We start from the raw sequence: 26,055 nt of genomic DNA, 5'->3' as shown, positions 1-26,055 counted from the left end.
TATATAACAATTTTTGCAGGAGTTATTGTCCTATGTGAACAACTCCTGCATTTCCAGACTCTGTACAAACAAAAGAAAAGTATTTACACACACGAGCAAAACGCCCAAATTAGGAATACTATAGACGAATTCAATGCAAAGTCTACAAACGTGGAAAAAACAGGAAATATACTTAGTTTCGATGCAAAAAATAATATTTTAAGCTATCTCAAAGAGGGAAATATCTCTCGATACCAACTAGACTCAAGAGATAATATCTCGGAAATAAGAACACGGGCTGTTTATGACCTCAAAGATCCCGAATCATGGACTTTAAGTAATTTCTATCAATATTTACAAGCAAAACAAGCCTCCTCCTCTATTCAAAATTCTGCTATACAATTTTTTATACAAGACAGTACAGGCAAAATAAAAGATGCCTATCCCAAACAAGTCAAACAGCTTCCATCTTCTTTTGAATACAGCGTCCCGCTCGGTTTTATCTCTAAAGATACACTATTTGCCACGTATCATTATCCTGTCACTCTCTTTTTGCAAGCCGCAAGTTGGCAAATTACAATCATTATTTTAATCACCACGATACTCATTCTCTGTATCATCAACCTTTACCTCAGTTTCCGCGACGAGAAAAGAAGCCGGGAAAACCAAGAGCAATATATCCATCACATCGTTCACGACTTGAAACGTCCCGTGGAGAATCAGATCAAAGCGAATTACCTCCTACGCCATCTGCAAGGAGAAGCACAAGCAAAAATCATCGAACAACGAGAACGGGAATCAAAAGAAATGTTGCGTTCCATTAACAGAATGTTGCTCCAATCTACTGACGCACACGGCTTACGATTGAACCCGAAAGAATTCAACTTACAGGAGATGCTTGAAACGTTAGCCCAGCCCGACCGATGGAGCATGGAAGAAGGTAAGGGATTCCACATCCGCTCCCGCTTCCTCGTGTCCGACAAGATGATTACCGGAGATCCAAACTTCCTGCATGCCGTTTTCCAAAACCTCATTGACAATTCTTTGAAATACTCAAAGGAACAAACGGAAATTATTATCACCTGTAGCGACTCGGGTGATAAACACGTGCGAATAGAAATAAAAGACAACGGACTGGGAATTAGCCCCGAAGCCTTGAAACACATATTTGAGCGTTATCACCGGGGAGACCATCAAGAGAACAAAAAAATCAAGGGACACGGGCAAGGCCTGTACTACGTCCGGCAGATTATTAAAGCTCACCGGGGTAAAATCAATATAGAAAGCACCTTAGGAGAAGGGACAACAATTATCATTACATTGCCGAAAACTATCAAAAAGAAAAATCACTGACAAGATGGAAAACAAAGCGCAAATCAAAGTCTTATACGCGGAAAATGATAAGGAAGGAGCCGATTTAACCCGGGCAATCCTCGAACTGCACGATTATTTCGTTGAGATCGCCCCCGACGGGAAGAAAGCATGGGAAGCCTATAAAAAAGAGAAGCCGGACATCCTGCTCTTAGACCTTGATATGCCTGAAATAGACGGCTTGGAACTCACCCGGCTTATCCGTGAAAAAGACCCCGGGACTCACATTATCATCTACACCTCGCACGCCAAACAGGAAAACGAGATCGCTGTCCTTGACGCCGGTGCCGACGAATTTTTCGGCAAAGATAAAGAGCCCGAAATGTTAGTAAAACATCTCAACCGCCTTCGGGAAAGGATCGTGAAGAAACTAAACAGCCCGAACTTATATCAACTTTCTCGCTACACCACTTACAACAGTACGACTCGTGTGATAACCATTCGGAGCGAGAGGAGGCAAATGCCAAGGGTGGACGGTCGCTTCCTGCACTTGCTGTGCGTCAAAAATCACGAAATCGCCGATAAAGACTTTCTTATTCAAGGGATATGGGGTAAAGCAAGCGCCAACAAAGAATCCGAACTAAAAAAATATGCCAGCCGGGTACGATTGTACTTGAATGCAGATCCCACGTTGCAAATCGAATGTCGGGACGGAGGATACATTCTCCTCTCCCTAGAGCAGTAATATCCCCAATTATACACCGACACCATGAGTGTTTAAGATGTATTGCTACCCTAAACCTACATGAATTCAGGAGGAATACCACATCACTTCCGGTGCAGTAGTACTTGAAAAGTTATTTATAAGCTATTAATTCCCTATTAAAACGCTATTGTTGTATAGGGTTTTAATAGCGTTTTAATAGGGAACTAATAGCGTTTTACACGGAAGTGAAGCGGAATTCATATGGAATTGCACCGAAATTCACCATGGTAATGAAGAGTATTACACCATGCCTTGATTTTAGATTCCACACGTTTGCCAATGCTATTTTTAACTCGAAATTTAAAGAAACTCCTCCGGCACTTCGTGCCACCTCCTCTATAAACAGAGGAGGAGCTGGAATACCACCCCTGATGCAGGAAAAGCAACCTGCAACTTGCCGAAGGCAAATGCAACCTGTAACTTGCAACTCGCCGCAGGCGAATCAATGAATCCCGGTGCGCCCGAGTTTCTCGTTCAACTTGCGGCGGATGGTGTTGATGGCATTTTTGCGGCGGAGAAGCTCCATGATCTGTTGGGGATCGGGGTTATTTTGCGATTCGAGGATACGATTGTCGATGTCACGGGAGAGCATTTCCACCCGACGCATCTTGTAGTTATCCAGAATTTTCGGGAGAAGCTCGGCAAGCTTCATTTGCTCGGTTTCGACGTAATTATCCATCTTGTACCAGATTTTACTCAACTCGTAGGGCTCGCTTAAAATGTTGGCAGCGACGGTGCTAATCTTGATATCCGGGTGGGCGATGAAATAACGAGCCGGAATAAAGGAAGGCGACTCGTATTGCTGTTGGTATTCGGTCTGAATGACACGAAACAGGGGATTCAATAGTTCCAGATCATCTTCAGCCAATTCGCGAACGATAAATTCTCCCACGGAAACACTACGCATGAAACCGTTGTGTTCCTCCTCGTATAATTCGTTGTTGCCGAACAACAGCAAGTAACGAACGAGTACACTTTCCTCCAAATCACAGGGAGTGGCACCCCGCACGGGAGTAGTCGTAACCTGTATTTCGGGGACAGCTGAAGCGGAGTTTTTAACAGGTTGTTCCTCGTTTTTTAAACGTACTTTGGCGATCTCCGTGTAAAGCACCCGTTCCTCGACGTCCAACTGGTGGGCGGTTTCCCGCACGTAGACCGAACGCACGATGTTATCGGGTATCTTGGCAATACTTCGCACGATGTCGGTAATCAGGCGTGCCCGTTCCACGGGATCATCCCCGGCAGAGCCTAAAAGCAGCTTCGTTTTGAAGTTGATAAAGTCCGTTTCATTGTTAGCGATAAAGTCTGCCAAGTCACGCGGCGTGTGACTCCGGGCAAATGAATCGGGGTCTTCGCCGTCCGGGAGTAACAATACCCGCACGTTCAACCCTTCCTCAAGCACGAGGTCGATACCCCGGAGAGATGCCTTGATTCCGGCAGCATCCCCGTCGTAAATGATCGTGACGTTAGGTGTCAGACGGCGAATCAGACGTATCTGCTCGATCGTGAGCGAGGTACCGGAAGAAGCCACCACGTTCTCGATACCCTTGGCATGAAAGGAGATGACGTCAGTGTATCCCTCCACCAGAATACAACGGTCTTGTTGCACGATCGACTTCTTCGCGAAAAAGATACCGTAGAGGGTTTTACTCTTGTGGTATATCTCGGATTCGGGGGAATTGAGGTATTTCGATATCTTCTTGTCGGTAGTCATGGTACGCCCGCCGAAAGCGATAACCTTCCCCGCAAGGTCCTGCACGGGGAACATCACGCGGGCACGGAAACGGTCGAAAAGTCCCCGGTCGTTCTCGATAGTGAGTCCCGTTTTCACGAGAAATTCCTGCTTGTATCCTTTTTCCTGTGCCGCTTTGGTGAAAGCACCCCACGCCTCGGGATTATACCCCAAACCGAATTTACGGATCATCTCGTCGCTGATACCCCGCTGGCGGAGATAACCCAAGCCGACGGAACGCCCCTCGTCAGTGTTCCAAAGCTGATACTGGAAATACTCGTTGGCGTAAGCGGACACGATAAGCATACTTTCGCGCTCGGTCTGTTCCCGCCGCTGTTCGGGGGTAAGCTCTTTTTCCTCGACGGGAATATGATATTTCTCGGCCAAATATTTCAACGCCTCGACGTAAGACATCTGCTCGTGCTCCATAATGAAATTCACGGCATTCCCCCCCTTCCCGCAACCGAAGCATTTATATATGCCTTTTGCCGGGGAAACGGTAAACGAACCCGTCTTCTCGTTGTGGAACGGACATAATCCCAAGTAATTGACTCCCCGCTTTTTCAAGCTCACGAAGTCAGAAACCACCTCGTATATATCCGCCGCGTCAAAGATTTTCTGTATTGTAGCCTGATCAATCATACGACAAAGATAGGTATTATGGAATTGAAAATTGAAAATTGAAAATTGAAAATGATGTATTAGTATTAAAATCTCTGAAAAGTTACGCCGCCCAAGCGTTTTAACAATACTTTAACATGTTTGTAGTATTAGTGGAACGATATTTGTATACTTTTGCATGCGGAAACGTTTTGAGGTTACATCGTTTCCGTGTACAACAATTAAATAGATCACCTATGGATGAGAATATGAATCAGAAAGAGGAGCTTTTAGTGGCCATCTCGGATCTTTTCCTAAGATTCGGGCTGAGAAGTACCTCCATGGATGATATAGCGAACCATTTGAAAATTTCGAAGAAAACGCTCTATCAACAATTTGCCAATAAAGACGACGTGGTAGAGCAAGTGATGCTATACAGGAGACGGGAAAGAATAAAAAGTGTCGAGGTGAAAGAGTTGGAAAACTTGAACCCGATCGAAGTGATCAGCCGGATACGGGATTTCATGGAAAGTGACTTGGGCAGCCGATTGCCCGCCAATTATTTCGACATGAGAAAATACCACCCCGCCGTGTACCAAAGAATAGCCGAGAAGGAAGAGAACGTGACGAAACAATTTCTGGTCTCCCTGCTGGATGACGGAATGAAAAAGAAGTATTTCAGGGAGGATATCGACAAGGAGTTGCAATTGTATTTGCTAGGCAAACAGTTACACTTTTTGAGGGACCCGGATATCGTCGGTAAGCTCGAATACCCTCTTTCGGTAATCATCACGACGATTTTTATCAATTTTGTTTACGCTATATCCACGGAAAAAGGTATAAAAGAGTATGAACGATTAAAAAATGAGTCAAAACAAGTGAAAGAGAAGTAAATTTATCCTACCGAAGTTTTTTTTGGTATGAGATTTGTATTGAGAGAAAAAACGCGTGAGAATTTCCCGGAAAATATAAATAATTAAAAACTATAATCTATGAAAAAAGGAATGACACTCTTCCTACTAATGCTTATCGTGCCTTGGATGCTTCACGCACAAGAAGCACCGCAAACGATCTCGCTGCAACAAGCAGTAGAGTTTGCCATCAAGCACAACAAAGAATTACAGGCCTCGCAGATGAACATCGAGCTGTACCGCCAAAAGGTTCGGGAATCCGTATCACAGGGATTGCCACAGATTAACGGTACAATGACGTACACCACGAATTTCGGGTACAAGATGGACTTTGGCGGACAAACTATCAAAATGAAAGACCAGTCGAATCTCGGAGTCAGCCTGCAACAATTGTTGTTCAGTGGTGAATGGATACTGGGAATGCAGACCAGTAAGATTGCCGTGAGAATGACGGAACAAGAAGTTGAATCATCGGAACTGGATATCGTCGAGAATATCTATAATTCATATTACACGGTACTCGTGACGGAACGGATGTTGGAAATCCTGCGCCAGAACCTGGAGAATATGAACGAGATTTACAAGCACACGGAAAACATGTATAACGCCGGAACGGTTGAAATCACCGATGTAGACCAAATCCGTATCAACGTGGGACAGCTGAAAAACAGCATGCTGTCAATGGAAAGAACCGTAGCGGTGAACTACAACCTGTTGCGCCTGCAACTCGGATTGGAAGCCGGGGCCCCGGTTAAACTTTCGGACGGGTTGGAAGTGTTCCTCGATAACGACAAATCCAGCCGTCTGTACTTGGAAAAATTCGATATCAACAACAACGTGAGCTATCAGTTGATCAACACGCAAACCGAGTTGAACAAGAAGTTGCTGGGCATCGAGAAATGGAGTTACGCTCCCACGATCGCCGGTTCGTACAATTTCAATTACAAGATTTTGAAACCGGCTCTGGACATGAGCCCGAAGCACACGGCAGGCTTGACCATGAATATCCCGATCTTCTCGGGTATGCAGCGCGACTCCAAAGTAAAACAAGCTAAAATCACGCTGGAGCAAACTTACTTGCAGAAGAGCCTGTTGGAAGACCAGTTGAACGTGCAGGACGAGCAATTGAAATTCAACTTGAAAAATGCCATGGAGAATTACAGTTTGCAAAAAGAGAATATCGACGTTGCCACGCGGGTATTGCAGAACTACCAGAGGAAATACGAACAAGGGGCTGTATCCAGTTTGGATCTGACTCAAGCAAACACGAACTACCTGCAGGCAGAAACAAATTACACGGAGGCCGTTCTCACGTTGTTGCAAGCACAGGTAAGTCTGGAAAAATTGTATAACCAACTTCCGCGATAAACAACTTTGAATAATAAAAACAAAAAAGAAATACAATGGTAAAGAATCTTATTCTATCGACAATAGCGTTAGCTATGCTTGCCGGTTGCTCCGGTAACAAAGATAAAGCGTCACAAAAAGACGTTGACGAAGCTATTCCCGTGAAGGTGCAAAAACTGGAAAGAACGGATATAGCCAAAACCTTGGATTACGCCGCCAACTTGGAAGCCGACAAACAGGTTTTCTATGCCCCGGCAGCCACGGGAAGAATTGAAAAGATTTACGTTGAAGTAGGCGACCGGATCAAGAAAGGACAACTGTTGGTCGAAATGGATAAAACAAACCTTATCCAAGCCGAAGTTCAATTGAAAAACTTGGAAACGGAATACAATCGTGCCGTTCAGTTGAATAAAACGGGAAGTATTTCCAAACAGGCTTATGATGCAGCCGTAACCCAATACGAGGTGGCAAAATCAAACGTGGCATTCTTGAAAGAGAACACGCGCATGGAGGCTCCTTTTGACGGTATCGTTACCGGGAAATATTTCGAGGACAAGGAACTTTACACCGGCGGTTCGTTCGGTGGAGCGACGAAGCCTTCTGTCATCGCTATCGAGAAAATCAACCCGGTAAAGGCATACGTGAATTTGTCCGAGCAATATTACCTAACCGTGAAACCCGGAACGAAAGTTCAATTGAAGAGCAATATTTATCCCGACCGTGTGTTCGAGGGTACGGTAAGCATTGTTTACCCGAGCATCGACCCGGCTTCCAGAACGTTCACCGTTGAGGTCAAAATACCGAATAGTGACGAAGCGTTAAGACCGGGTATGTACGGAACTATCAATTTCTTCATCGGTAACACGGAAACCGTGGTTGCCCCGGCTATCGCCGTGTTGAAACTACAAGGTTCTAACGACCGCTACGTGTTCTTGAACAAGGACGGTAAGGCAAAACGCGTGGCAGTGAAACTCGGCAGACGTTTCGAGGATCAGGTAGAATTGATCAGTAACGACATTCACGAGGGTGACGAACTTGTTGTTGTCGGACAAGGTAGATTGGTGGACGGTTCTCCGATTTCTATCACGAAATAAATCATTTGGATCGCGGATTTACCCTCGAGCTAAAATTTAAAATCTAAAATTTAAAATTCGAAATATGAGTATATACAATACAGCGGTCAATAAACCCATTTCTACCTTAATGGTTTTCCTTGCCATCATGGTATTGGGTATTGCCTCTTATATACAATTGCCGGTGGACCAGTACCCCAAAATGGACCCGCCTTACATCACGGTAATGGCTACCTACCCGGGTGCGAATGCCGCGGATATTGAAGAGAACGTTGCCAAAATCCTCGAGGACCAGTTGAACTCGGTGGACGACTTGAAAGAAATGACTTCCACTTCCTACGATAACCTGGCCGTCGTGTCACTGGAGTTCGAATGGGAAGTAAACCTTGACGAAGCATCTAATGACGTGCGGGATGCCGTGGATAAAGCGATGAACAACCTTCCGGATGACATCGACCGCCCCACGATCATGCGTTTCAACACGTCGATGATGCCTATCTTGATATACGCTATCACGGCAGAAGAGTCCTACCCCGGTATCGACAAGATTCTGGACGATAAGTTAATCACCCGGTTGAACCGCGTGGACGGAGTAGCATCCGTTATCGTTGCCGGAGCCCCGGAACGTGTGGTTTACGTGGATCTTGACCCAAACAAACTGGACGCTTATAACTTGACGCTGGAACAGATCGGTAGTAAGATTCTCGCGGAGAACAAGGACATTTCTTCCGGTAACGTGAAAATGGGTGACATGGACTATACCCTACGCGTGGAAGGAGAATTCGAGGAAAGTGACCAGATCAAGAATATTGTACTGGGAACCCAAAACAACAAGATTATTTACTTACGCGACGTGGCAAACGTTCGTGATACCTTGAAAGATATTACCCTTGAACAATCCATCAACAGAGGTCGGGGTGGTGTATTGATGGTAACTAAACAAACGGACGCGAATGCCGTTGCCGTGGCAAAACAAGCTAAAAAAGAGATCGAGCAAACCTTGAAAGAGTTGCCGACAGATATCAAATTCCAGATCATCTCGGATAACTCGGACTTTATCGTTAAGTCCATCAACAACTTGCAGGACTCTTTGATGTACGCTTTGATTTTCGTGGTTTTGGTTGTGTTCCTGTTCTTGGGACGCTGGCGTGCTACTTTTATCATCGCGCTGACAATCCCGATTTCTTTGATTGTTGCCTTTATCTACTTGTTCGCGACAGGAGAATCATTGAATATCATCTCACTGTCGTCCCTCTCTATTGCAATCGGTATGGTGGTGGACGACGCCATCGTGGTACTGGAAAACGTCACGAAACATATCGACCGCGGTAGCCGTCCGCGTGAAGCGGCAAAATACGGTACGAACGAGGTTTGGTTGTCTGTAATCGTGACCACGCTGGTTACCGTAGCCGTGTTCTTCCCGTTGACGCTGGTAAGCGGTATGACAGGTATCCTGTTCAAGCAATTGGGTTGGATCGTTTGTATCACGGTATGTACTTCAACCGTAACGGCTATCTCGTTAACCCCGATGCTTTGTTCTCAATTGATGAAGATTCAAGAAAAGACGGACGGCAAAAAATTCAGTTTCTATCATTTCGTTTCCCGGATGCTAGAGAAATTGGATAACGTGTACGAACGTTTGATCCGTTGGGTACTTGTTCACAAATCGGTAACTATCATATCTATGTTCTTGTTATTCGGAGCCTCCCTGTTCCTGATGAAATTTATCAAGACGGACTTTATGCCCCAGAATGACCAGAATTACATGAACGTGTATGTAAAAATGCAATCCGGTCAACGCGTAGAGATAACGAAAAAAGTGGCGTTGGATATAGACTCGGTGATTCGCAATAGCATCCCGGAAGTCACGTTGATCAACCTTTCATACGGTAGCGAAGAAGAAGCTTCTTTCGCTTCGATGATGAACAGCACGGGTAATAACATCTTGAACATGCGTATTAGAACGGTAGATATCAAAGAACGTAAACGCAGCGTGTTCGAGATTGCCGACCAAGTACGCGGTATCTTGAAACAATTCCCTGACATCTTGCAATACACTGTAACCACATCAAGCGGCGGGTCGATGAGTAGCAACTCTGTCGATATCGAAATCATGGGACATGATTTTAACACGACGACCAATCTGGCTCACAAAATTGCCACTGAAGCCCGCTCCATCCCCGGTGCAGAAGATATCAAGGTCAGCCGCGACGAGGATAAATCGGAACTCCGCGTAGTACTGGATCAAGATAAACTGGCCCGCCACGGGTTGACAACTTCCGAGGTCGGTTCGTACTTGCGTAACCGCATCTACGGGTACCGGAATAGTAAATACAAAGAAAACGGTGAGGAATATGATATTATTGTACGTTTCGACGAAAAATATCGTTCAACCTTGTCCGAGATCGAGAATATCATTATTATTGACGGTAAAGGAGAAAAGGTTCGTTTACAAGAACTCGGAACGATTGAGGAGTTTTTCTCTCCACCAAACATCGAGCGCAAGAGTAAACAGCGTATCCTGAAAGTATCTATCACCCCGGCAGCAGGAGTAGCATTGGGAGATATAGCGCAAGCGGCACAAACGCTTATCAATAACTTGGAAGACGTTCCGCAAGACGTAACCTTGTACATCGGAGGTAGTTTCGAGGACCAACAGGAATCGTTCGGCTCTTTGGTTATGTTGTTGTTACTGTCATTGATGCTGGTATACATCGTGATGGCAGCACAGTTTGAGTCATTTAAGATGCCGTTTATCATCATGTTGGCTATCCCGTTCGCGTTTACCGGTGTGATCCTCGCCTTGTTGCTCACGAACACGACACTGAGTATCGTTGCCGCCTTGGGAGCCGTTATGTTGGTGGGTATCGTGACAAAGAACGGTATCGTGCTGATCGACTTTATCAACTTGATGCGTGAACGCGGCATCCGCTTGTACGATGCTATCGCCCAAGCTTGTCGTTCTCGTTTGCGTCCGGTATTGATGACATCGTTGACGACTATTCTGGGTATGGTGCCGATGGCATTGAGCGTGGGTGAAGGTTCTGAAACATGGCGCCCGATGGGTATCGCCGTGATCGGTGGTATGATTTTCTCCACGATCATCACCATGATTATCGTGCCCGCCGTATACGCGGCCATGGACAAGAGCGGAAGCCGTGACAAACAGAAAAACCTCAGAAAACAATTCAAGTTCATGAGTGATTTCGACGCGGAAAGAGATCTCCCGAAGAAAAAATAAATCACATTTATGATTTTAGATTTACGATTTTGAAAAGACCCGTCCGGTTGCTAATCGTAAATCTAAAATCAAAAATTAAACATAGTCAATATGAAAAAAGCAGTATTTATCACATATAACCAAGCCTTGACAGAGCGTGTCGCTTATATCCTTGACCAATTGCAAGTGCGGGGATTCACGCAATGGCCGTTAGTCAACGGGGCAGGGACCACGGATGGCGAGCCCAGAATGGGTAGCCATACATGGCCGGAAATGAACTCCGCCACTTTAACCGTTGTTGAAGAAGAGATGGTTCCCTTGATTCTGAAATACGTCAAGAATCTGGACGAGGTAAACAAAGAAAACGGAATCCGGGCTTTCGTCTGGGATATCACGGATATGTATTAAAAAAAGAGCCTTTCGGCTCTTTTTTTTTAATCTGCATCTAACGATTTGAATCCTTTCCCCAATATCTCTTTAGAATCTATCACGTTGATAAAGGCTTCCGGATCGATTTCACGAATCTTGTGACGCAAAACCATCATCTCCCGGCGAGTCAGAATAGTGTAAATAACATCCCTTTGTTCACCCTTGTAAGCCCCGATGGCAGGTAATAAAGTCGCCCCTCGGTTGATGTCGTTCAAGATAACATTCTTCACGTTTTCGACTTCTTTCGTCACGATCATCAATGTCTTGTGAACGGAAGCTCCTTCCACTATCAAATCGATTACTTTACCCTCGATAAAGACAATAATCCAAGAGTACATCGGCAATCGCCAATCACCGAAAGCAACAACGGTTGAAAGCGTGATAGTACAATCCACGATGATAACCAAAGTACCCAAAGAAATATGGGTATACTTGTTCAAAATCATCGAGATAATATCCGACCCCCCGGACGTGGCACGAGCTTTAAAAATCATACCGATACCGATACCGTAAACAATACCCCCGAAAATGGCAGAAAGCAATTGCTCGTTCAACATCGTACGATCTGCGATGCCCGGTTCCAAAAGAGCGTCATACCCGTAAACATAGTGTATCAGACGCATGAATGCCGGAATGGCAAAGGTGCAAATGATGGTTTTTACCCCGAACATTCCTCCCAAGAAATAAATCCCCAAAAGCAACAAGGGTACATCCATGCATAAGGCCGCAATCTCGGTTTCCCATCCCCACAAGTGATGGAATACCATTGACAAACCGTAAGTTCCTCCCGGTGCAAAACCATAAGGCTCGGCAAACATCACCGCCCCTAACGCAAATACAAAACAACCACCTAACAACCAACCGTAGGTGATAAAGAAATCTTTAGAGAATAATTTCTCCTTAGTTACAAATCCCATACTAAATTTATTTATTATTCGACGTATTAATCGCACTCGTTAACGGCACAAAAGTACAACTTGTTTTCGACTTTTTACAACGTTTTCGCGGCTTGCAAAATTACCGTATCACACTATATATCAATACAATAAAAATTAAATGACTCGCATAATTATACAATCCGCTTCATAATTATACAAAAACCAAAAAAGTCCTTCAGAAATAATTTTCAATTCTCCATTTTCAATTTTCAATTATTTTCCCTACGTTTGTGAATGTATTGGAGAGTTAATGTTAGTCGTAACATTACAAGGGAATCCCGTGAGAGTCGGGAACTGTACCCGCAGCTGTAAGCTTCATAACTTTAGTCTCTACTGCCACTGTCTGTACATAGATGGGAAGGCGACGAAAAGGAAGCAAGTCAGAAAACCTGCCAAGACGTAACTGTTTATGTGGCTTTCGGGAATTGAAGCTGGCAAGAGTTTTATTTCCAACAAGCATTGTTCTGTGAATAAGTGAGCACGTAATTGGATGTAAAATATCTCTGCCAACTTGTTTTACGTTGAATTTACAAGCTCACTTATTTTTATAGACTACCCGTAAAATTCTTTCACCAGCGACAAAATCGCATCCGGAACCAAGCCGGTAATATCTTTCTTTTGAATAATCATTTCCCGGATTTCTGTCGCGGACAAGGGAAACAAAGGAGCATCTATCATCCGCATTCCCGGGAATTGCCCGACAGTCACGTCTATTCCTAACCGGGGATACACGAAAATAGGGCAATGTTGCACGATCCAACGATAGTCTTTCCACTTCGTAAAATTCTCGACATTATCCCCACCAATGACCAAAACGAATTCCCGCCCCGGGTATTTCTCGAACAATAAATGCAGTGTATCCACCGTGTAAGAGGGTTTAGGCATGGTGAACTCAATGTCACAGGCTCGCATCCGGGGATCGTCGGCAATAGCTGCCTCAACAATTCGCAGACGGTCTGCCTCCAACAAAAGGAACCGATTGATTTTAAAAGGATTACAGGGACTGATAACAAACCATACCTCGTCGCACAATTTATTATCCAATAAATAGCGGGCAATTCCCACGTGACCGTTATGGATCGGGTTGAACGAACCGAAAAAAAGAGCCGTCACGGGCTGCCTGTATCCCTTTTCATCCTGCACCGCCATAACTATTTCAAAAAATCTCTTACCGCTTTTTCCGCCTGCTCCAGAGCACTTTCCAGCTTATCGTTCACTACGACGATATCAAATTTATCGGCAAAGGTCATTTCATATTCCGCTTTCGCCACCCGCTCCTCGATCTTCTCCGCGGAATCGGTACCCCGGGACTCTAATCGCTGACGTAAAACCTCCACGGATGGCGCTTGCACAAAAATAGAAAGAGCCCGTTCCCCGAATATCTTCTTGATATTCACGCCCCCGACAACATCCACGTCGAATACGACCGTATGCCCCTTCGCCCAAATCCTTTCCAACTCGCTCTTCAGTGTCCCGTAATAACAACCCGGATAAACCTGTTCCCACTCCAAAAAATCATCCTTATCGATCTTCTGTCTAAATTCATCCGTCGAAAAGAAATAATATTCCTTCCCATGCCGCTCTTCCCCTCTCGGCGATCTGCACGTCGCTGAAATCGAAAATTCCAATCCCAAACCCCGGGAGAGCAGATAATTCACAATAGTACTTTTCCCGGAACCACTGGGAGCTGAGAAAATAATCACTTTTTTCATTATTAATTATAAGTCTATAAGGTCCATAAAGTCCATAAGGTCTATAAGGTCCTTCTTTGTTAATCTAACATTTTTATAAAATTCGATAACATTTTGGAGATTCTTTCTGTTTCCAAAATCAAATCGGCACAAGTATTCTTTTCTATATAATCCAATTCTTTGGCTAATATTAACATTGAACGAACCTCTCCACAAGATCCTTTAGCAACAAAAAGGAAGTGCTTAAATTCTTTATCTGATCGACGTTCAAAACCTTCTGCAACATTATTCATGACAGAAACAGCAGCCCGTTGTATCTGATCTTTAAAACCATAGTCCTTTATTGGAGCCAACAATTTATAAATATTTTTTGTTAACTCCTTAGCTTTCTGCCAAGCAAGAATTTCTTCAAATCTCTCTATTTTCATGACCTTATGGACTTTATGGACCTTACAGACCTTACGGACTTATAACACATTAAGGCTCTGTTCTTTTATCTTTTCAAGTTCATCTTTCATGCGGACGACGAGCTTTTGAATGTCGTGATCGTTAGCCTTGGAACCCATGGTGTTGATTTCACGACCGATTTCTTGGGCTATAAATCCGAGTTTACGACCGGGAGCAACTTCTTTCTCGACAGTTTCGATAAAGTATTTACAATGGTTGGCAAGACGAACTTTCTCTTCCGTGATATCAAGTTTCTCAAGATAATAGATGATTTCCTGCTCTAAACGGTTCTCGTCGATATTTTTGATTTCGCCCCACTCTTTCATTTTGTCCTGCAAACGCTGTTTAATCGTCACCACGCGTTGTTTCTCGAAGCGGGGGACTTCGGCAGATAGACTCTTGATTAAATCTACACGTTTCAATATATCGGCAATCAATACCTTTCCCTCCTGTACGCGGAATTGATCCACGTCGGACAAGGCTTTCTCGATAGCACTTCTCAAAGCATTCCAAGCTTCCTCATCCAATTCATCCATCTTCACCTGCATGGTATCCGGGAAACGCATCACGGTTTGTAGTAATTCCCCTTTATCTATCTCAATACCCAAAGACGAAGCCACCTCGTTCATCTGGTTGTAATATTGTTTCACCACCGCCTGATTCACCGCGACTCCTTTTTCTTCCTCCGCGTTATCAAAATAGATATACATATCCACCTTACCGCGTTCCAACACATTTTTAATCATATTCCGGATCTCGATATCTTTCTCCTTGTAAAGACTCGGGGTTCTAAGATTAATATCCAATTGCTTTGAATTCAAGCTTTTTACTTCGACAATTACTTTCTTCGTTCCGTAGTCTGCTGTTGCTTTACCGAAACCGGTCATTGATTTTATCATACGTTCTTGTTTTTTATACAAACATTTAAGCACAAAAGTAAGGCTTTTTTTGAAAACCGACGTCGAATATTTACCTTTGTTGAGTTTTAAACACTACATAATGGAAACAAATCGTCTCTCTACCTTCCAAAAAGGAGTTGTCGGCGTACAATTTCTTTTCGTCGCTTTCGGTTCTACCGTACTCGTTCCTCTACTTGTCGGGCTTGACCCGTCCACCGCGCTTCTCACGGCAGGAATCGGGACATTGCTTTTCCACCTTGTGACCAAAGGTATCGTACCTATCTTCCTCGGCAGTAGTTTCGCTTTTATCGCTCCCATCATAAAAGCCGCGGAATTGTACGGCATGGCAGGAGCTCTCTCCGGCATGGTTGCCGTGGGTGCGGTATATGGAGTCATGAGTCTGCTCGTCAAATGGCGAGGCACGGACTTTATAAAAAGACTGTTTCCCCCGATTGTTATCGGTCCGGTCATTATTCTGATCGGGTTATCTCTCGCCGGAGCCGGCGTGAAAATGGCTAGCGAGAATTGGATTCTTGCCCTAACCGCTCTCGTCACCGCTGTCGTTGTTTCTTTGAAAGGAAGAGGACTTTTAAAACTAATCCCTATTTTTTGCGGGATTATCGTGGGCTATCTCGTGGCATTTTTCTTTTATGGCATAGACACGACTCCCGTAAAGGAAGCCCCGTGGTTTTCCTTGCCTCAATTTATAACCCCGGATTTCTCGTGGGAAGCCATTCTGTTTATGATACCCGTGGCCATCGCTCCCGTCATCGAGCATATCGGGGATGTCTACGCCGTGAATAGCGTCACGGGCAAAGATTTTATCAAGAATCCCGGGTTACACCGCACCTTGCTGGGTGACGGTATTGCCTGTGTATTTGCCGGACTCATCGGCGGTCCCCCGGTAACAACTTACTCGGAAGTAACAGGCGCCGTTTCCTTGACGAAAGTAACCAGCCCGGCAGTCATCCGGATTGCCGCTGTTACAGGTATTATTTTCTCTATTTTCGGTAAAATAAGCGCTTTCTTGAAATCCATCCCCGCCCCCGTGCTGGGTGGTATCATGTTACTCCTTTTCGGCACTATCGCTTCACTGGGCATGAGCAACCTGATCCAAAACAAAGTGGATCTCTCGAAAACCAGAAATATGATTGTCGTTTCCCTCATCCTGACTTTCGGTATCGGCGGTGCCGCCTTCCAATGGGGCAACTTTTCCATGTCGGGAATCGGACTTGCCGCTTTACTCGGAGTCGTACTTAACTTGATTTTACCACAAGAAACCACGAAATAGAGTTTATAAAGTTCATAAGGTTTGTAAAGTTCATAAAATTACGGGAGTCCTTCGGACAATATTTATCGGTAGCTTATGCTGCCGTAGATAAAGCGCCCGCAGTGTCTATATACTTTATAAACCTTATGAACTTTATAAACCGATCTATTCTTAACAATTAAGTATCTGTGCTGTAACAAAAGATTCACAATATCAGCGGAAATTGCGGTCGTAAAAAGATAGAAAACAGATTACTTAAATGAATAGAAAATGAAAAACTTATTTCTAACAACAATTTTAATGTTAGCTGTTATTTTCAACAGCAACGCGACGAATGGGGAAACCACTCCCAACAAAAAAGTATCTATCTCGGGAGCCGGGGCTACCTTCCCTCTTCCGTTCTACAACCTAGCATTCAAGACCTATCAGGACAAAACCGGGAATTCCGTCACTTACGGGGGAATCGGCAGCGGTGGAGGTATCCGCAGCCTGAAAGATAAAATCGTGGATTTCGGAGGTTCGGATGCTTACCTTTCAGACAAAGAAATGAGCGAAATGCCCGCCGCGGTGATCCACATCCCGACTTGTATGGGAGCCGTGGTGTTAGCCTACAATCTTCCGGGAGTAGATAATCTGAAATTAACCGGAGAGATAGTGGCAGACATTTACATGGGTAAAATCACCAAATGGAACGACAGCCGCATTGCCGCTATCAACCCCGGAGTAAATTTACCCGACAAAGACATGAGTCCCGTGTATCGCTCAGACGGTAGTGGAACCACTTTCGTGTTCAGTGACTATATGACCAAAATCAGCCCGGAATGGGCAGAAAAAATCGGTACCGGAAAATCATTGAAATGGCCGGCAGGAATGGCAGCTAAAGGCAATCCGGGTGTTGCCGGGGTAATCAGCCAGACCGTGGGTTCTATCGGTTACGTGGGTTCCGAGTACGCCTTTGCCATGAAAATCCAATTCGCGCAAATGAAAAATGCAGCCGGAAAGTTCATCAACCCGAACACGGAAAGTATCTCCGCCGCCGCCAAAGGAGACATGCCCGCCGACACCCGCACGATGATTACCAATTCCACCGCACCGGATGCTTACCCGATCAGCTGCTTTACATGGATTCTCCTGTACAAGGAACAAGCCTATGCCAACAGGAGTCTGGCACAAGCAGAAGAAACGCTAAAACTTTTAGATTGGATGTTGGATTCGGAAGCACAATCCATGACCACGAAAGTAAACTACTCCCCGCTTCCTGCCAAAGCCGTGAAAAACGCGAAAGCATTACTGAAGTCGGTTACCTATAATGGAAAACCGATTTTATAATAAATCCACACGATACCATATCACAAAGAGAGTATCTCTGTCATCGAGATACTCTCTTTTTTTATAACAAGAAAATCACTATCTTTGCACCCTAATTTAGAGTTTTACACCCGAATGAAGAACATTAGAAATTTCTGTATCATAGCGCATATTGATCATGGCAAGAGTACTCTTGCCGACCGTTTGTTGGAAACGACAGGGACTGTCGTGGGGAAAGATTTGCAAGCACAAGTGCTTGACGATATGGACTTGGAGCGAGAACGGGGAATTACCATCAAGAGCCATGCTATACAGATGGACTACAATTATAAAGGCGAAAAATACGTCCTTAACTTGATTGATACCCCGGGACACGTGGACTTCTCGTACGAGGTTTCACGCTCGATAGCCGCTTGCGAAGGAGCTTTGCTGATTGTGGATGCCACTCAGGGGATTCAAGCACAGACGATATCGAACCTCTATCTCGCCATCGACAATAACCTGGAGATTATCCCGGTACTCAATAAAATGGATATGCCGAACGCCATGCCCGAAGAGGTAAAGGACCAGATCGAGGAATTGCTCGGTTGCGACCGGGAAGATATCCTTGAGGCTAGCGGAAAAACGGGATTGGGTGTGGACAAAATTCTGGAAGCCGTGGTCGAACGGATTCCGGCTCCCACGGGAGATCCGGACGCTCCCCTTCAAGCTCTGGTTTTCGACTCGGAATTCAATTCATTCCGGGGGATTATTACCTATTGCCGGATCATGAACGGCAGCTTGAAGAAAGGTGATAAAGTGAAATTTGTCAGTACAGCCAAAGAGTACGATGCTGACGAGATTGGAGTATTGCGTCTGGAACAGGAACCCCGTAACGAATTATGCACCGGGGACGTGGGATATATTATCTCGGGAATTAAAACTTCGTCTGAAGTAAAAGTCGGTGATACCATCACCCATGTCAGTCGCCCGTGTGAAACCGCGATCGAGGGATTCGAAGAGGTGAAACCTATGGTTTTTGCCGGAATTTATCCCATTGATTCGGAAGATTATGAAGACTTGCGTACTTCTATCGAGAAATTGCAATTAAACGATGCCTCGTTAACCTTTGAGCCGGAATCTTCTGCCGCCTTGGGCTTCGGGTTCCGTTGCGGATTCTTGGGCATGTTGCACATGGAAATCGTGCAGGAACGCCTCGACCGCGAGTTCGACATGAACGTTATCACCACGGTTCCCAACGTAATGTATATCGCCCACACTACAAAAGGCGAATCCTTCGAGATGCACAACCCCTCGGATATGCCGTCACCTACCGTACTGGATTATATCGAGGAACCTTATATCAAGGCACAAATCATCACCCCCACGGATTATATCGGACAAATCATGACGCTTTGTCTCGGTAAACGCGGGATATTAATAAAGCAACATTACCTGACCGGAAACCGTATCGAGTTGAATTACGAGATGCCACTGGCTGAAATCGTCTTCGACTTCTACGACAAACTGAAAAGTATCACGAAAGGATATGCCTCTTTCGACTATTTCCAGATCGGCTATCGTCGGGCAAATCTGGTGAAACTGGATATCCTGCTCAACGGTGAATCCGTGGACGCCCTGTCCGCCCTTATCCATTTCGACAATGCTTACTCCTTCGGGAAGCGCATTTGCGAGAAATTGAAAGAACTGATTCCCCGCCAGCAATTCGATATCGCCATACAGGCTGCTATTGGAGCGAAGATTATATCTCGCGAAACAATCAAGGCCGTCCGCAAGGACGTGACGGCAAAATGCTACGGCGGTGATATCTCCCGTAAACGTAAACTATTGGAAAAACAGAAAAAAGGAAAGAAGCGAATGAAACAAATCGGTAACGTCGAAGTGCCGCAGAAAGCATTCCTTGCCGTACTGAAACTGGATTAGAAAATAAAAATGGTGTGTTTTGAAGAACACACCATTTTTATTTTCTAAACCAACCCTTTAGCATCCCGATAGCCCGGTGTTTCGTGTTATACACGGTACGAATACTCATCCGTAACTTCTCGGCTATCTCTTCCGCCTCGAAACCCGACAGATAAAGTTTCATCACTTTCCCCCCGGGATCAGGAATCCGCTCGACATATTCCAACAATGAAGCCCCCAGTTCACTTTCCACGATATCATTCTCAAAACCGCCATTCAATTCTGCCACACTTTTATATTTCCGCTCCACTTCCAAATGATTCACGTAATTCCTGTAACCATTTTTGATCGCGACAAACAGGAAAGCCTTTATTTTCAAAAAACTGTCAAAAGTAATATCCGTCCGCTCCCAGAGATTACAGAACACATCCTGCACCACATCATCCGGTTCCATAGAAGTAGTCGCGTAAAGACGCCTCGCGTAAGTATGAAGTTCCGTGAAATATTTCATATACACGGAAGTAAAAGCCGAAGTATCACGTTGATTAAAACGTGTTAACAAAACCGTAAGCTCATCATCATTCCTGCAAGGATCCATACACGACACTTTGATATTTTCCTCCTCAAAGTTAGAAAAAAATTACAAATCTCATAGTATCTATACAAGTTATTCCAAAATTATACTATTCTCGTTTCTTCCATCGTCGCTTCACCCAAGCCACTGCTATCGAACTCACGATTCCTCCCACGATACTAACCATGCCGGCAAACAAGTGATCTGCCACCTGCGACAACACCGAGTTAAAACTCAACGTTATAAACATTCCTATCACAAAATAATCCATACAATTGAAAATTGAAAGTTAAAAACAAAAGGGCTCCAGCCGCCCAAAAGCGAAGCCCCGTGCGGCTGGAATCACCCAATCTAAAATCAGAAATCAAGAAATCAGTAAGCTGTCCGACGCCCTTTTCCCGTTTTTCAACGTGGCAAAACAATACACCTTCACGTTCGTGTTGTCCCACTCTTCCGGGAGCGCACAACTCGTGCTGCCACTCTCGCCACGCTCTCTCAACGCCACCAGTCTCGCCCGTCCCCGTGTCGTCTCGTACAATACACCATACACCTTGTCCTCCGTGGAAGCGTACCCGTCCTCCTCTTCCTGTACTTCCTGCGTAAACTGGTACTTCTTACTCTCCTCGTCGTACGTTACCGTTACCTTCGGCGGGTTCACCAACCCGGTAGCAACCAGCAATTTCTCAAAATCTACTGTCGCCACGTTCTTCTCGTCCACCGTTACGGCTTTCTGATTCGACGCCACGAACGCGTTCGACGTCGTCCCCTTCCCGATCCCCACGAAGCCTTTCTGCACGATCGGCAATAAACTCTGGGATAACTGTACTAACGTTTTCATCCTCGCCCGCTGTGCCAAAGCCTCCGGCGTCGGGTTATCCTTCCGGGAGAATATCTTCGCCTTCGCGATGTTCTTCTTCCTCGTGTAACACAACGTGATGTTACCAACTGATTTTCTCGCTTTACCTAACAAATAAGAATTAAATTCTGCCATAAAATAATTGAAAATTGAAAGTTGAAAATTGAAAATGAACTGCTCCCTCAACTTCACGAACCAAATAATATAAGGTAATTCAGCTCTCCCTCTGTTTATAGAGGGAGTACGGCGAAGCCGGGAGGGAGTTCAATCTAAAATTTAAAATCTAAAATCATAAATCATTCCCTCAGCGCAGATTCCAGTGCCGGTCCCGGGTCGATTTTCCTTGTCGTGATAGCCGAATGTCCCACCACGTCTTTGATCGGGTAATATTCTTCCAGCACTTCGCATACCTTCATCAATGCTTGTACCTGTACCCTCGTGTAACGATGCCAGTAAGTTAATTTCCCGTTCGAGTCATGGGTGTAAACCTCCTCCGGCGGAACGCTCCGTCCACACTCGGCAATAAACAACCCTTCACGTAACCGCAATAAGCCGAGATTATCCAGCTCGATCCCTATGGAATAACGATTCAGTCCCGAACGCCCCGCGTACCAACTCCGTCCGGCATGCCACGCTTCCGTGTCAAACGGCACCAGTTGAATAATCTTACCCTCCCGCCCGATCACCAGATGTGCCGAAGCGTTCACGTCAGGCCTTGTCAGATAGATTGCTGCAGCCTCGCTACCTGCCGCAGCCGTGTAATGCAATACAATCATATCCGGCCCTACAAGTTTACGCGTGTTTTTGGCGCACACCAGATGACTCACCCCGTCTCCCACCAAACGGTGGTTGACAATTGAAAATTGAGAATTGAAAATTGAAAATGAACTCATAAATCGTAAATCTAAAATCAAAAATTAGAAGCGTTTTTTTCCCGTGAAGGCTTGCACGATTTTCTCCCCGCTTCTCCCCATCACGTAGCCGCCTAACCCGATCTCCAACAAATCCCAGAATCGGGAGGTATCATCAAGTATCGGCAAACTCACGAATGTTCCCACCAGCACGATCACCGCGAACGTTAACATCACCATCGGGCGCCACGATCGTTGCAACCACGTACCCCGAGCTTCCTCTAGCAGAACTGCCGACCGGGCTTCCATCACCCGTTGTTCCCACTCCACGAAAACACGCATCAAATCCGTTTCCAGTTGTTTCTTCTCCCTTGCCGGGAGTGTCAGGCGGTCGACCACCTCGCCAACCGCACTGACCACACCCTTTACTCCTTCCACCACCTGAATCCCGCGAGAATACTATTCTTTACCTCTGCCTCGAAGTAAAACTTCTTGTTTCCCATTCTCCGCACGGGGATAGCAAACAATTTCTCGTAACGGCGCAAAGTATTAGCAGAGATACCCATCGCCTTGCAAACTTCCGCCGCGGTCATCAACCTGTGCGACACGTTCGCCGCCGTTTCTATCGCCAACCGAACCTCTTGCCGGTACTCTTTCAGTTGCCGCAGCAACAATAGGGACATTTCTCCCCCTTTTTCATTTTTGTTAACTACTCTTGCCATGTTAATTGAAAATTGAAAGTTGAAAATTGAAAATGTAAATCACTGAATCAATAAATCATAAATCTTAAATTCGAATGTATTGGCTCCCCGAATACGCCTTCCCCTCTTTCTCCCGGAAAAAGCTGTACAAATGTGCCGCCGTACCCCGTTTCCTTTCCAGCCGGAATGTTGCTTTCCCGTCACCTCTCGTTGCCCCGTCGATTTCAACAAACACGGGCGTGAAAGAACGATTCCCGTACAGCACGACCACCACCAGACTATCATCCACCCGTGCCGAGGGCAAGCTAGGACCATTCTCCCATGTCAACGTCACGGTATCATCATCCCCGACCATCGCCGACAAATGATCCACCTTTTGCATCATACCCACGGCCAATTGCAAGCGGGAGAAATCGCCAATCTTGCCATCCGGACGGAAAACCATCATGTTCACCTTCATAAAAAAATTGAAACCGTTCGCTCCCGATTCTCCCACCGCCACTTTCCACGCATCCCGGAGGACAGTTTCCACCAAACATTGATAAAAACGGGTCGCCACTCTCAAACGGGAACGATTTTCCTGCTGATGCGAAGTGTTCGCGTCAAGATACCCCGCGGGCATACTTCTCACCCGGCTCGTCCGCCCAACCCGATAAAAAATAGCGTTTCCCACTTTCCCTTGAATTGTACTGTTCGTTATTGCCATATTCGTTTATTTTTCATTTAACGATACAAAAATAACTCGCCATACAAGCGTCAACAACTCTATTTTCCCTTTGAACGAAACGTTCTTCCCCTTGTCACGAAACTTCTTCCCTTTTGATTACCTCGTGCCCACCACCACACGAATAAAATAACACATTCTCATGAAATACCCTCCAACTAACACCGCAATCCCCTTTCACGCCCGCTTCACTCCCGGTACAAAGACGCCCGTGAGCGGCTTTGCACCGACTTTGTACCGGCTTTAAAGCGTCAATATTCCCTTTTCTCCACGGGATTTTTCCCCATTTACAACGGGATTCCCTATAATGAATATTTACTCTATCACCTTCCAATCATCCACGGTCCCCGTTTCGGAAGAGAAGCTAACTCCTACACAATAAAGTCGACGGTGATCCTCCAAGTAAGGCAGGGCATACCCCTTTTCCTCGATCTGCTGCAAGGCCGCATCCGCAGTGCCATCCAGTTTAAATTCAAAGATGTAAATATAATCGTTTGTCTCGATAACACAATCCACACGTCCTTCACTCTGTTGCTTTTCCGTGTAAACCGTGTAAACACTAATCAAACGCAACAATAAATAGAAAGTATAATGGAAATAACGCTCCCGTTCCCGTTCGTTCTCCTTGCGGCGCATCGTGTAAGGAATACTACTCAAAAAAGAGGTTAGCAAACGACGGAATTGTTCCGTATCGCCTCTTTTCAAAGCACGAACACCTGTCCGTATCCACGAGTCGGCAGCGATTCCCGGTTTCAAGTAATCCGCCAGCACTAGACTCACGAACCCCTCCTTCACCTCGTTGTTTGGGAAATCAAGCAAATAGGTTCCATCTTCACTGTCATACTTCTTCACTGTCAGGTAACCACTTTGGTAGATCATCGGCAACGGCTTCTCCACGTCTGCCTTGTAATCCTCGAATTCCCGGGGATCATAATATCGACCCGTCAACTCGTCAAGATTCTCACGGGCGTGCTCCAACAGACGGATGAGATAAGTCGGTGTTCCACTCCGGAACCAATAATCCCGAATCGCTTTCGAATCCAAAGCATTCAACAGACTAAATGGGTTATAGATATCCACTAATCGAGTACCAAAATGATAGCCGTCATACTGATTTTTCAATCGCTGTTCCACCTCCCCGTGAGTCAACTGCAATTCTTCCGCCATCTCCGCGATAGAGCCCGTGAAATAACGCTCGATCTCCTCCCTCGTGATCCCGCAAAGCGACTCGTAGCGACTATCCATACTAATATCTTTCGGCTGATTAAAGCCACTGAACACGCTTACTTGGGAAAATTTCGTCACCCCCGTCAAGAAAACGAATTGCAAGTGCTCGTCAGCCGCCTTGAACACCGAGTAAAAACCTTTCAGCACGTTACGGTTACGCTCTTCTAGCAACATCCGGTTTGCCCCCACCACCGTCTCCAAGCCCGTGTCTAGCACGTCCAAAATGGGCTTATCATACTCATCTATCAATACCACGACACGACACCCTGTGCGCTCATGTACTTGCTCCAGCAATCGAATAAAACGATCACCAACTACCGGGCTTTTCCCCTTCTCTACTTGCCAATCTTCCTCCCATCTTGAAACGTAATCGTCAAGCACGTGCTCTAACGTTCCCTCTCGGGTAAAATCACGACCGTTGAAATCGATATGAAATACCGGGTACTCCAACCAATCTTTCTCCAACCTGTCGATCGCCAATCCCTTGAAAAGTTCTTTCCGCCCCAAAAAGTAATTCTTCAACGTGGATACCAAAAGGCTCTTACCGAAACGACGGGGACGACTTAAGAAATAAATTTTTCCTTCTTTCACTAACGAGTAAATCAAGGCAGTTTTATCCACGTAGACATAACCGTCCTCTATGATCTGGTCAAAGCTCTGCATTCCTATCGGGTACTTCATAGCCAAACTACTTTTAAGGTTGTTATCACAAAGATAGTACAAATATTTTAATCTTTGGTTGTAATCCACGACCGGGGTTCCCCGCCAGTGGACTCATTCCCCGGGCGGGTTTATACTAATAATTAAAAATTACTCTTTATCCTCTTTTTTATCCAATCGTTTGGACGTGTCCTCCAAAATATTAAACACTTCAGTCAACTCTTTCCGATAGGGTTTACTGACGGGTATCAGTTTTCCACCGACACGGACCACCGAAGTGCCGAAAAAAGCGTCAACGTGAAGCAAGTTTACAAGATAGCTCTGGTGTACCCGGGCGAAAAATTGCCACGGTAATTTACGTTCCAACGCTAACAAGGGACTTGTTACCGTGAGCCGGGTACCGTCTTTCAAATAAACATGACAATAACTCCTCGATGCCTCCACCAAAAGGATGTCGACATAAAGGTATCTCTGGCGACACTCGCCATTCAATATAAAAAGCCCGCGATTGATTCTACGGGCCGGTCTTACAGGTGCCGATCCACCTCGTGCATTCTTTTCCATAGATTTATAGATTTTATGCCCTCGGAAAGAAGCACCGGCGGGTACACCCGACTATCTTTTATTCCATCTACTTGA

25 protein-coding genes and 1 riboswitch are annotated in these 26,055 nt (G+C 45.4%); of the genes, 10 read left to right on the top strand and 15 right to left on the bottom strand.

The features are described from left to right. Positions 1–150 precede the first annotated feature (150 nt). Positions 151–1,332: a sensor histidine kinase gene (locus L0M98_RS22715; RefSeq protein WP_227217046.1), complete on the top strand. Its 1,182-nt coding sequence runs from the start codon at positions 151–153 to the stop codon at positions 1,330–1,332. Between the two features lie 4 nt (positions 1,333–1,336). After that, positions 1,337–2,035 (top strand): response regulator transcription factor, encoded by a 699-nt coding sequence (locus tag L0M98_RS17215; protein ID WP_227217045.1) that lies wholly within the window; start codon positions 1,337–1,339, stop codon positions 2,033–2,035. Between the two features lie 463 nt (positions 2,036–2,498). Here the strand turns inward: L0M98_RS17215 and dnaG are convergent, their stop codons facing one another. Continuing rightward, positions 2,499–4,430 carry a DNA primase gene (dnaG, locus tag L0M98_RS17210; RefSeq protein WP_227217044.1) on the bottom strand — a complete coding sequence of 644 codons (1,932 nt, stop codon included), beginning with the start codon at positions 4,428–4,430 and terminating at the stop codon, positions 2,499–2,501. A 215-nt stretch (positions 4,431–4,645) separates the two neighbouring features. Between dnaG and L0M98_RS17205 the strand changes: the two genes are divergently transcribed. The 5 genes from L0M98_RS17205 to L0M98_RS17185 all read left to right on the top strand — a co-directional run bounded on the left by L0M98_RS17205 (position 4,646) and on the right by L0M98_RS17185 (position 11,347). Further along, complete coding sequence (locus tag L0M98_RS17205) at positions 4,646–5,281, top strand: TetR/AcrR family transcriptional regulator (RefSeq protein WP_186974798.1); 636 nt, start codon at positions 4,646–4,648, stop codon at positions 5,279–5,281. Positions 5,282–5,380: 99 nt separating this feature from the next. After that, positions 5,381–6,667 (top strand): TolC family protein, encoded by a 1,287-nt coding sequence (locus L0M98_RS17200; RefSeq protein WP_227217043.1) that lies wholly within the window; start codon positions 5,381–5,383, stop codon positions 6,665–6,667. Between the two features lie 35 nt (positions 6,668–6,702). Then, entirely contained in the window at positions 6,703–7,740 is a 1,038-nt protein-coding gene (locus tag L0M98_RS17195) for an efflux RND transporter periplasmic adaptor subunit (RefSeq protein ID WP_227217042.1), read from the top strand. 64 nt (positions 7,741–7,804) lie between these two features. Then, on the top strand, positions 7,805–10,960 hold the full coding sequence (locus L0M98_RS17190) for an efflux RND transporter permease subunit (RefSeq protein WP_227217041.1): 3,156 nt from the start codon (positions 7,805–7,807) through the stop codon (positions 10,958–10,960). 90 nt (positions 10,961–11,050) lie between these two features. Further along, entirely contained in the window at positions 11,051–11,347 is a 297-nt protein-coding gene (locus L0M98_RS17185; protein WP_227217040.1) for a PG0541 family transporter-associated protein, read from the top strand. Positions 11,348–11,373: 26 nt separating this feature from the next. On the opposite strand, the gene L0M98_RS17180 is transcribed toward L0M98_RS17185, so the two are convergent. The 5 genes from L0M98_RS17180 to L0M98_RS17160 form a co-directional block, all read right to left on the bottom strand. After that, positions 11,374–12,285: a YitT family protein gene (locus L0M98_RS17180; RefSeq protein ID WP_227217039.1), complete on the bottom strand. Its 912-nt coding sequence runs from the start codon at positions 12,283–12,285 to the stop codon at positions 11,374–11,376. A gap of 244 nt (positions 12,286–12,529) precedes the next feature. Next, positions 12,530–12,717: riboswitch (cobalamin riboswitch) on the top strand. A 141-nt stretch (positions 12,718–12,858) separates the two neighbouring features. Beyond that, on the bottom strand, positions 12,859–13,455 hold the full coding sequence (nadD, locus tag L0M98_RS17175) for a nicotinate (nicotinamide) nucleotide adenylyltransferase (protein ID WP_227217038.1): 597 nt from the start codon (positions 13,453–13,455) through the stop codon (positions 12,859–12,861). Between the two features lie 2 nt (positions 13,456–13,457). Continuing rightward, positions 13,458–14,018 carry a guanylate kinase gene (gmk, locus tag L0M98_RS17170; protein ID WP_186974804.1) on the bottom strand — a complete coding sequence of 187 codons (561 nt, stop codon included), beginning with the start codon at positions 14,016–14,018 and terminating at the stop codon, positions 13,458–13,460. Between the two features lie 59 nt (positions 14,019–14,077). Continuing rightward, positions 14,078–14,425 (bottom strand): four helix bundle protein, encoded by a 348-nt coding sequence (locus L0M98_RS17165; protein ID WP_186974805.1) that lies wholly within the window; start codon positions 14,423–14,425, stop codon positions 14,078–14,080. A 39-nt stretch (positions 14,426–14,464) separates the two neighbouring features. Next, entirely contained in the window at positions 14,465–15,343 is an 879-nt protein-coding gene (locus tag L0M98_RS17160) for a YicC/YloC family endoribonuclease (protein WP_099291231.1), read from the bottom strand. Between the two features lie 100 nt (positions 15,344–15,443). On the opposite strand from L0M98_RS17160, the gene L0M98_RS17155 reads away from it, so the two are divergent. The 3 genes from L0M98_RS17155 (at position 15,444) to lepA (ending at position 19,844) form a co-directional block, all read left to right on the top strand. Next, positions 15,444–16,634 carry a uracil-xanthine permease family protein gene (locus L0M98_RS17155; RefSeq protein ID WP_186974806.1) on the top strand — a complete coding sequence of 397 codons (1,191 nt, stop codon included), beginning with the start codon at positions 15,444–15,446 and terminating at the stop codon, positions 16,632–16,634. Between the two features lie 249 nt (positions 16,635–16,883). After that, the gene (pstS, locus tag L0M98_RS17150; RefSeq protein WP_227217037.1) at positions 16,884–17,942 is read left to right on the top strand and encodes a phosphate ABC transporter substrate-binding protein PstS; all 1,059 of its coding nucleotides are present in this window, start codon (positions 16,884–16,886) and stop codon (positions 17,940–17,942) included. 114 nt (positions 17,943–18,056) lie between these two features. Then, positions 18,057–19,844 carry a translation elongation factor 4 gene (lepA, locus tag L0M98_RS17145; protein WP_099291853.1) on the top strand — a complete coding sequence of 596 codons (1,788 nt, stop codon included), beginning with the start codon at positions 18,057–18,059 and terminating at the stop codon, positions 19,842–19,844. 37 nt (positions 19,845–19,881) lie between these two features. Here lepA and L0M98_RS17140 read toward each other — a convergent pair whose 3' ends face one another. From L0M98_RS17140 to L0M98_RS17100, 9 genes are all read right to left on the bottom strand, one after another. Then, a complete protein-coding gene (locus L0M98_RS17140; RefSeq protein ID WP_227217036.1) occupies positions 19,882–20,421 on the bottom strand; it encodes an RNA polymerase sigma factor in 540 nt (179 codons plus the stop codon). A gap of 85 nt (positions 20,422–20,506) precedes the next feature. Then, the gene (locus L0M98_RS17135) at positions 20,507–20,668 is read right to left on the bottom strand and encodes a hypothetical protein (RefSeq protein ID WP_227217035.1); all 162 of its coding nucleotides are present in this window, start codon (positions 20,666–20,668) and stop codon (positions 20,507–20,509) included. A gap of 93 nt (positions 20,669–20,761) precedes the next feature. After that, entirely contained in the window at positions 20,762–21,388 is a 627-nt protein-coding gene (locus L0M98_RS17130) for a DUF6266 family protein (protein ID WP_227217034.1), read from the bottom strand. A gap of 161 nt (positions 21,389–21,549) precedes the next feature. Beyond that, positions 21,550–22,146 carry an N-acetylmuramoyl-L-alanine amidase gene (locus L0M98_RS17125; RefSeq protein WP_237961781.1) on the bottom strand — a complete coding sequence of 199 codons (597 nt, stop codon included), beginning with the start codon at positions 22,144–22,146 and terminating at the stop codon, positions 21,550–21,552. Between the two features lie 24 nt (positions 22,147–22,170). After that, on the bottom strand, positions 22,171–22,545 hold the full coding sequence (locus tag L0M98_RS17120) for a 3TM-type holin (RefSeq protein WP_227217032.1): 375 nt from the start codon (positions 22,543–22,545) through the stop codon (positions 22,171–22,173). After that, the gene (locus L0M98_RS22710) at positions 22,530–22,826 is read right to left on the bottom strand and encodes a MerR family transcriptional regulator (protein WP_141560910.1); all 297 of its coding nucleotides are present in this window, start codon (positions 22,824–22,826) and stop codon (positions 22,530–22,532) included. Before L0M98_RS22710 ends, L0M98_RS17120 begins: the two co-directional genes overlap by 16 nt. 64 nt (positions 22,827–22,890) lie before the next feature. Continuing rightward, the gene (locus tag L0M98_RS17110) at positions 22,891–23,511 is read right to left on the bottom strand and encodes a DUF6266 family protein (RefSeq protein WP_227217031.1); all 621 of its coding nucleotides are present in this window, start codon (positions 23,509–23,511) and stop codon (positions 22,891–22,893) included. A 333-nt stretch (positions 23,512–23,844) separates the two neighbouring features. Further along, positions 23,845–25,437 carry an ATP-binding protein gene (locus L0M98_RS17105; protein ID WP_227217030.1) on the bottom strand — a complete coding sequence of 531 codons (1,593 nt, stop codon included), beginning with the start codon at positions 25,435–25,437 and terminating at the stop codon, positions 23,845–23,847. Positions 25,438–25,566: 129 nt separating this feature from the next. Further along, positions 25,567–25,980 (bottom strand): LytR/AlgR family response regulator transcription factor, encoded by a 414-nt coding sequence (locus tag L0M98_RS17100; protein WP_227217029.1) that lies wholly within the window; start codon positions 25,978–25,980, stop codon positions 25,567–25,569. Positions 25,981–26,055 lie beyond the last annotated feature (75 nt).

It is taken from the genome of Butyricimonas sp. DFI.6.44 (assembly GCF_022132345.1).
GTDB classification, from domain to species: domain Bacteria; phylum Bacteroidota; class Bacteroidia; order Bacteroidales; family Marinifilaceae; genus Butyricimonas; species Butyricimonas muris.
This window is presented reverse-complemented; position numbering and strand designations above follow the sequence as displayed.

What these genes read in the sequence shown, in the direction of transcription:
- lepA (WP_099291853.1), top strand. Translation starts at nt 18,057, where the DNA reads ATGAAGAACATTAGAAATTTCTGTATCATAGCGCATATTGATCATGGC.
- L0M98_RS17165 (WP_186974805.1), bottom strand. Translation starts at nt 14,425, where the DNA reads ATGAAAATAGAGAGATTTGAAGAAATTCTTGCTTGGCAGAAAGCTAAG.
- nadD (WP_227217038.1), bottom strand. Translation starts at nt 13,455, where the DNA reads ATGGCGGTGCAGGATGAAAAGGGATACAGGCAGCCCGTGACGGCTCTT.
- L0M98_RS17160 (WP_099291231.1), bottom strand. Translation starts at nt 15,343, where the DNA reads ATGATAAAATCAATGACCGGTTTCGGTAAAGCAACAGCAGACTACGGA.
- gmk (WP_186974804.1), bottom strand. Translation starts at nt 14,018, where the DNA reads ATGAAAAAAGTGATTATTTTCTCAGCTCCCAGTGGTTCCGGGAAAAGT.
- L0M98_RS17100 (WP_227217029.1), bottom strand. Translation starts at nt 25,980, where the DNA reads ATGGAAAAGAATGCACGAGGTGGATCGGCACCTGTAAGACCGGCCCGT.
- L0M98_RS17180 (WP_227217039.1), bottom strand. Translation starts at nt 12,285, where the DNA reads ATGGGATTTGTAACTAAGGAGAAATTATTCTCTAAAGATTTCTTTATC.
- L0M98_RS17135 (WP_227217035.1), bottom strand. Translation starts at nt 20,668, where the DNA reads ATGGATTATTTTGTGATAGGAATGTTTATAACGTTGAGTTTTAACTCG.
- pstS (WP_227217037.1), top strand. Translation starts at nt 16,884, where the DNA reads ATGAAAAACTTATTTCTAACAACAATTTTAATGTTAGCTGTTATTTTC.
- L0M98_RS17195 (WP_227217042.1), top strand. Translation starts at nt 6,703, where the DNA reads ATGGTAAAGAATCTTATTCTATCGACAATAGCGTTAGCTATGCTTGCC.
- L0M98_RS17130 (WP_227217034.1), bottom strand. Translation starts at nt 21,388, where the DNA reads ATGGCAGAATTTAATTCTTATTTGTTAGGTAAAGCGAGAAAATCAGTT.
- L0M98_RS17200 (WP_227217043.1), top strand. Translation starts at nt 5,381, where the DNA reads ATGAAAAAAGGAATGACACTCTTCCTACTAATGCTTATCGTGCCTTGG.
- L0M98_RS17185 (WP_227217040.1), top strand. Translation starts at nt 11,051, where the DNA reads ATGAAAAAAGCAGTATTTATCACATATAACCAAGCCTTGACAGAGCGT.
- dnaG (WP_227217044.1), bottom strand. Translation starts at nt 4,430, where the DNA reads ATGATTGATCAGGCTACAATACAGAAAATCTTTGACGCGGCGGATATA.
- L0M98_RS17215 (WP_227217045.1), top strand. Translation starts at nt 1,337, where the DNA reads ATGGAAAACAAAGCGCAAATCAAAGTCTTATACGCGGAAAATGATAAG.
- L0M98_RS17105 (WP_227217030.1), bottom strand. Translation starts at nt 25,437, where the DNA reads ATGAAGTACCCGATAGGAATGCAGAGCTTTGACCAGATCATAGAGGAC.
- L0M98_RS17205 (WP_186974798.1), top strand. Translation starts at nt 4,646, where the DNA reads ATGGATGAGAATATGAATCAGAAAGAGGAGCTTTTAGTGGCCATCTCG.
- L0M98_RS17140 (WP_227217036.1), bottom strand. Translation starts at nt 20,421, where the DNA reads ATGGATCCTTGCAGGAATGATGATGAGCTTACGGTTTTGTTAACACGT.
- L0M98_RS17125 (WP_237961781.1), bottom strand. Translation starts at nt 22,146, where the DNA reads ATGAGTTCATTTTCAATTTTCAATTCTCAATTTTCAATTGTCAACCAC.
- L0M98_RS17190 (WP_227217041.1), top strand. Translation starts at nt 7,805, where the DNA reads ATGAGTATATACAATACAGCGGTCAATAAACCCATTTCTACCTTAATG.
- L0M98_RS22710 (WP_141560910.1), bottom strand. Translation starts at nt 22,826, where the DNA reads ATGGCAAGAGTAGTTAACAAAAATGAAAAAGGGGGAGAAATGTCCCTA.
- L0M98_RS17110 (WP_227217031.1), bottom strand. Translation starts at nt 23,511, where the DNA reads ATGGCAATAACGAACAGTACAATTCAAGGGAAAGTGGGAAACGCTATT.
- L0M98_RS17155 (WP_186974806.1), top strand. Translation starts at nt 15,444, where the DNA reads ATGGAAACAAATCGTCTCTCTACCTTCCAAAAAGGAGTTGTCGGCGTA.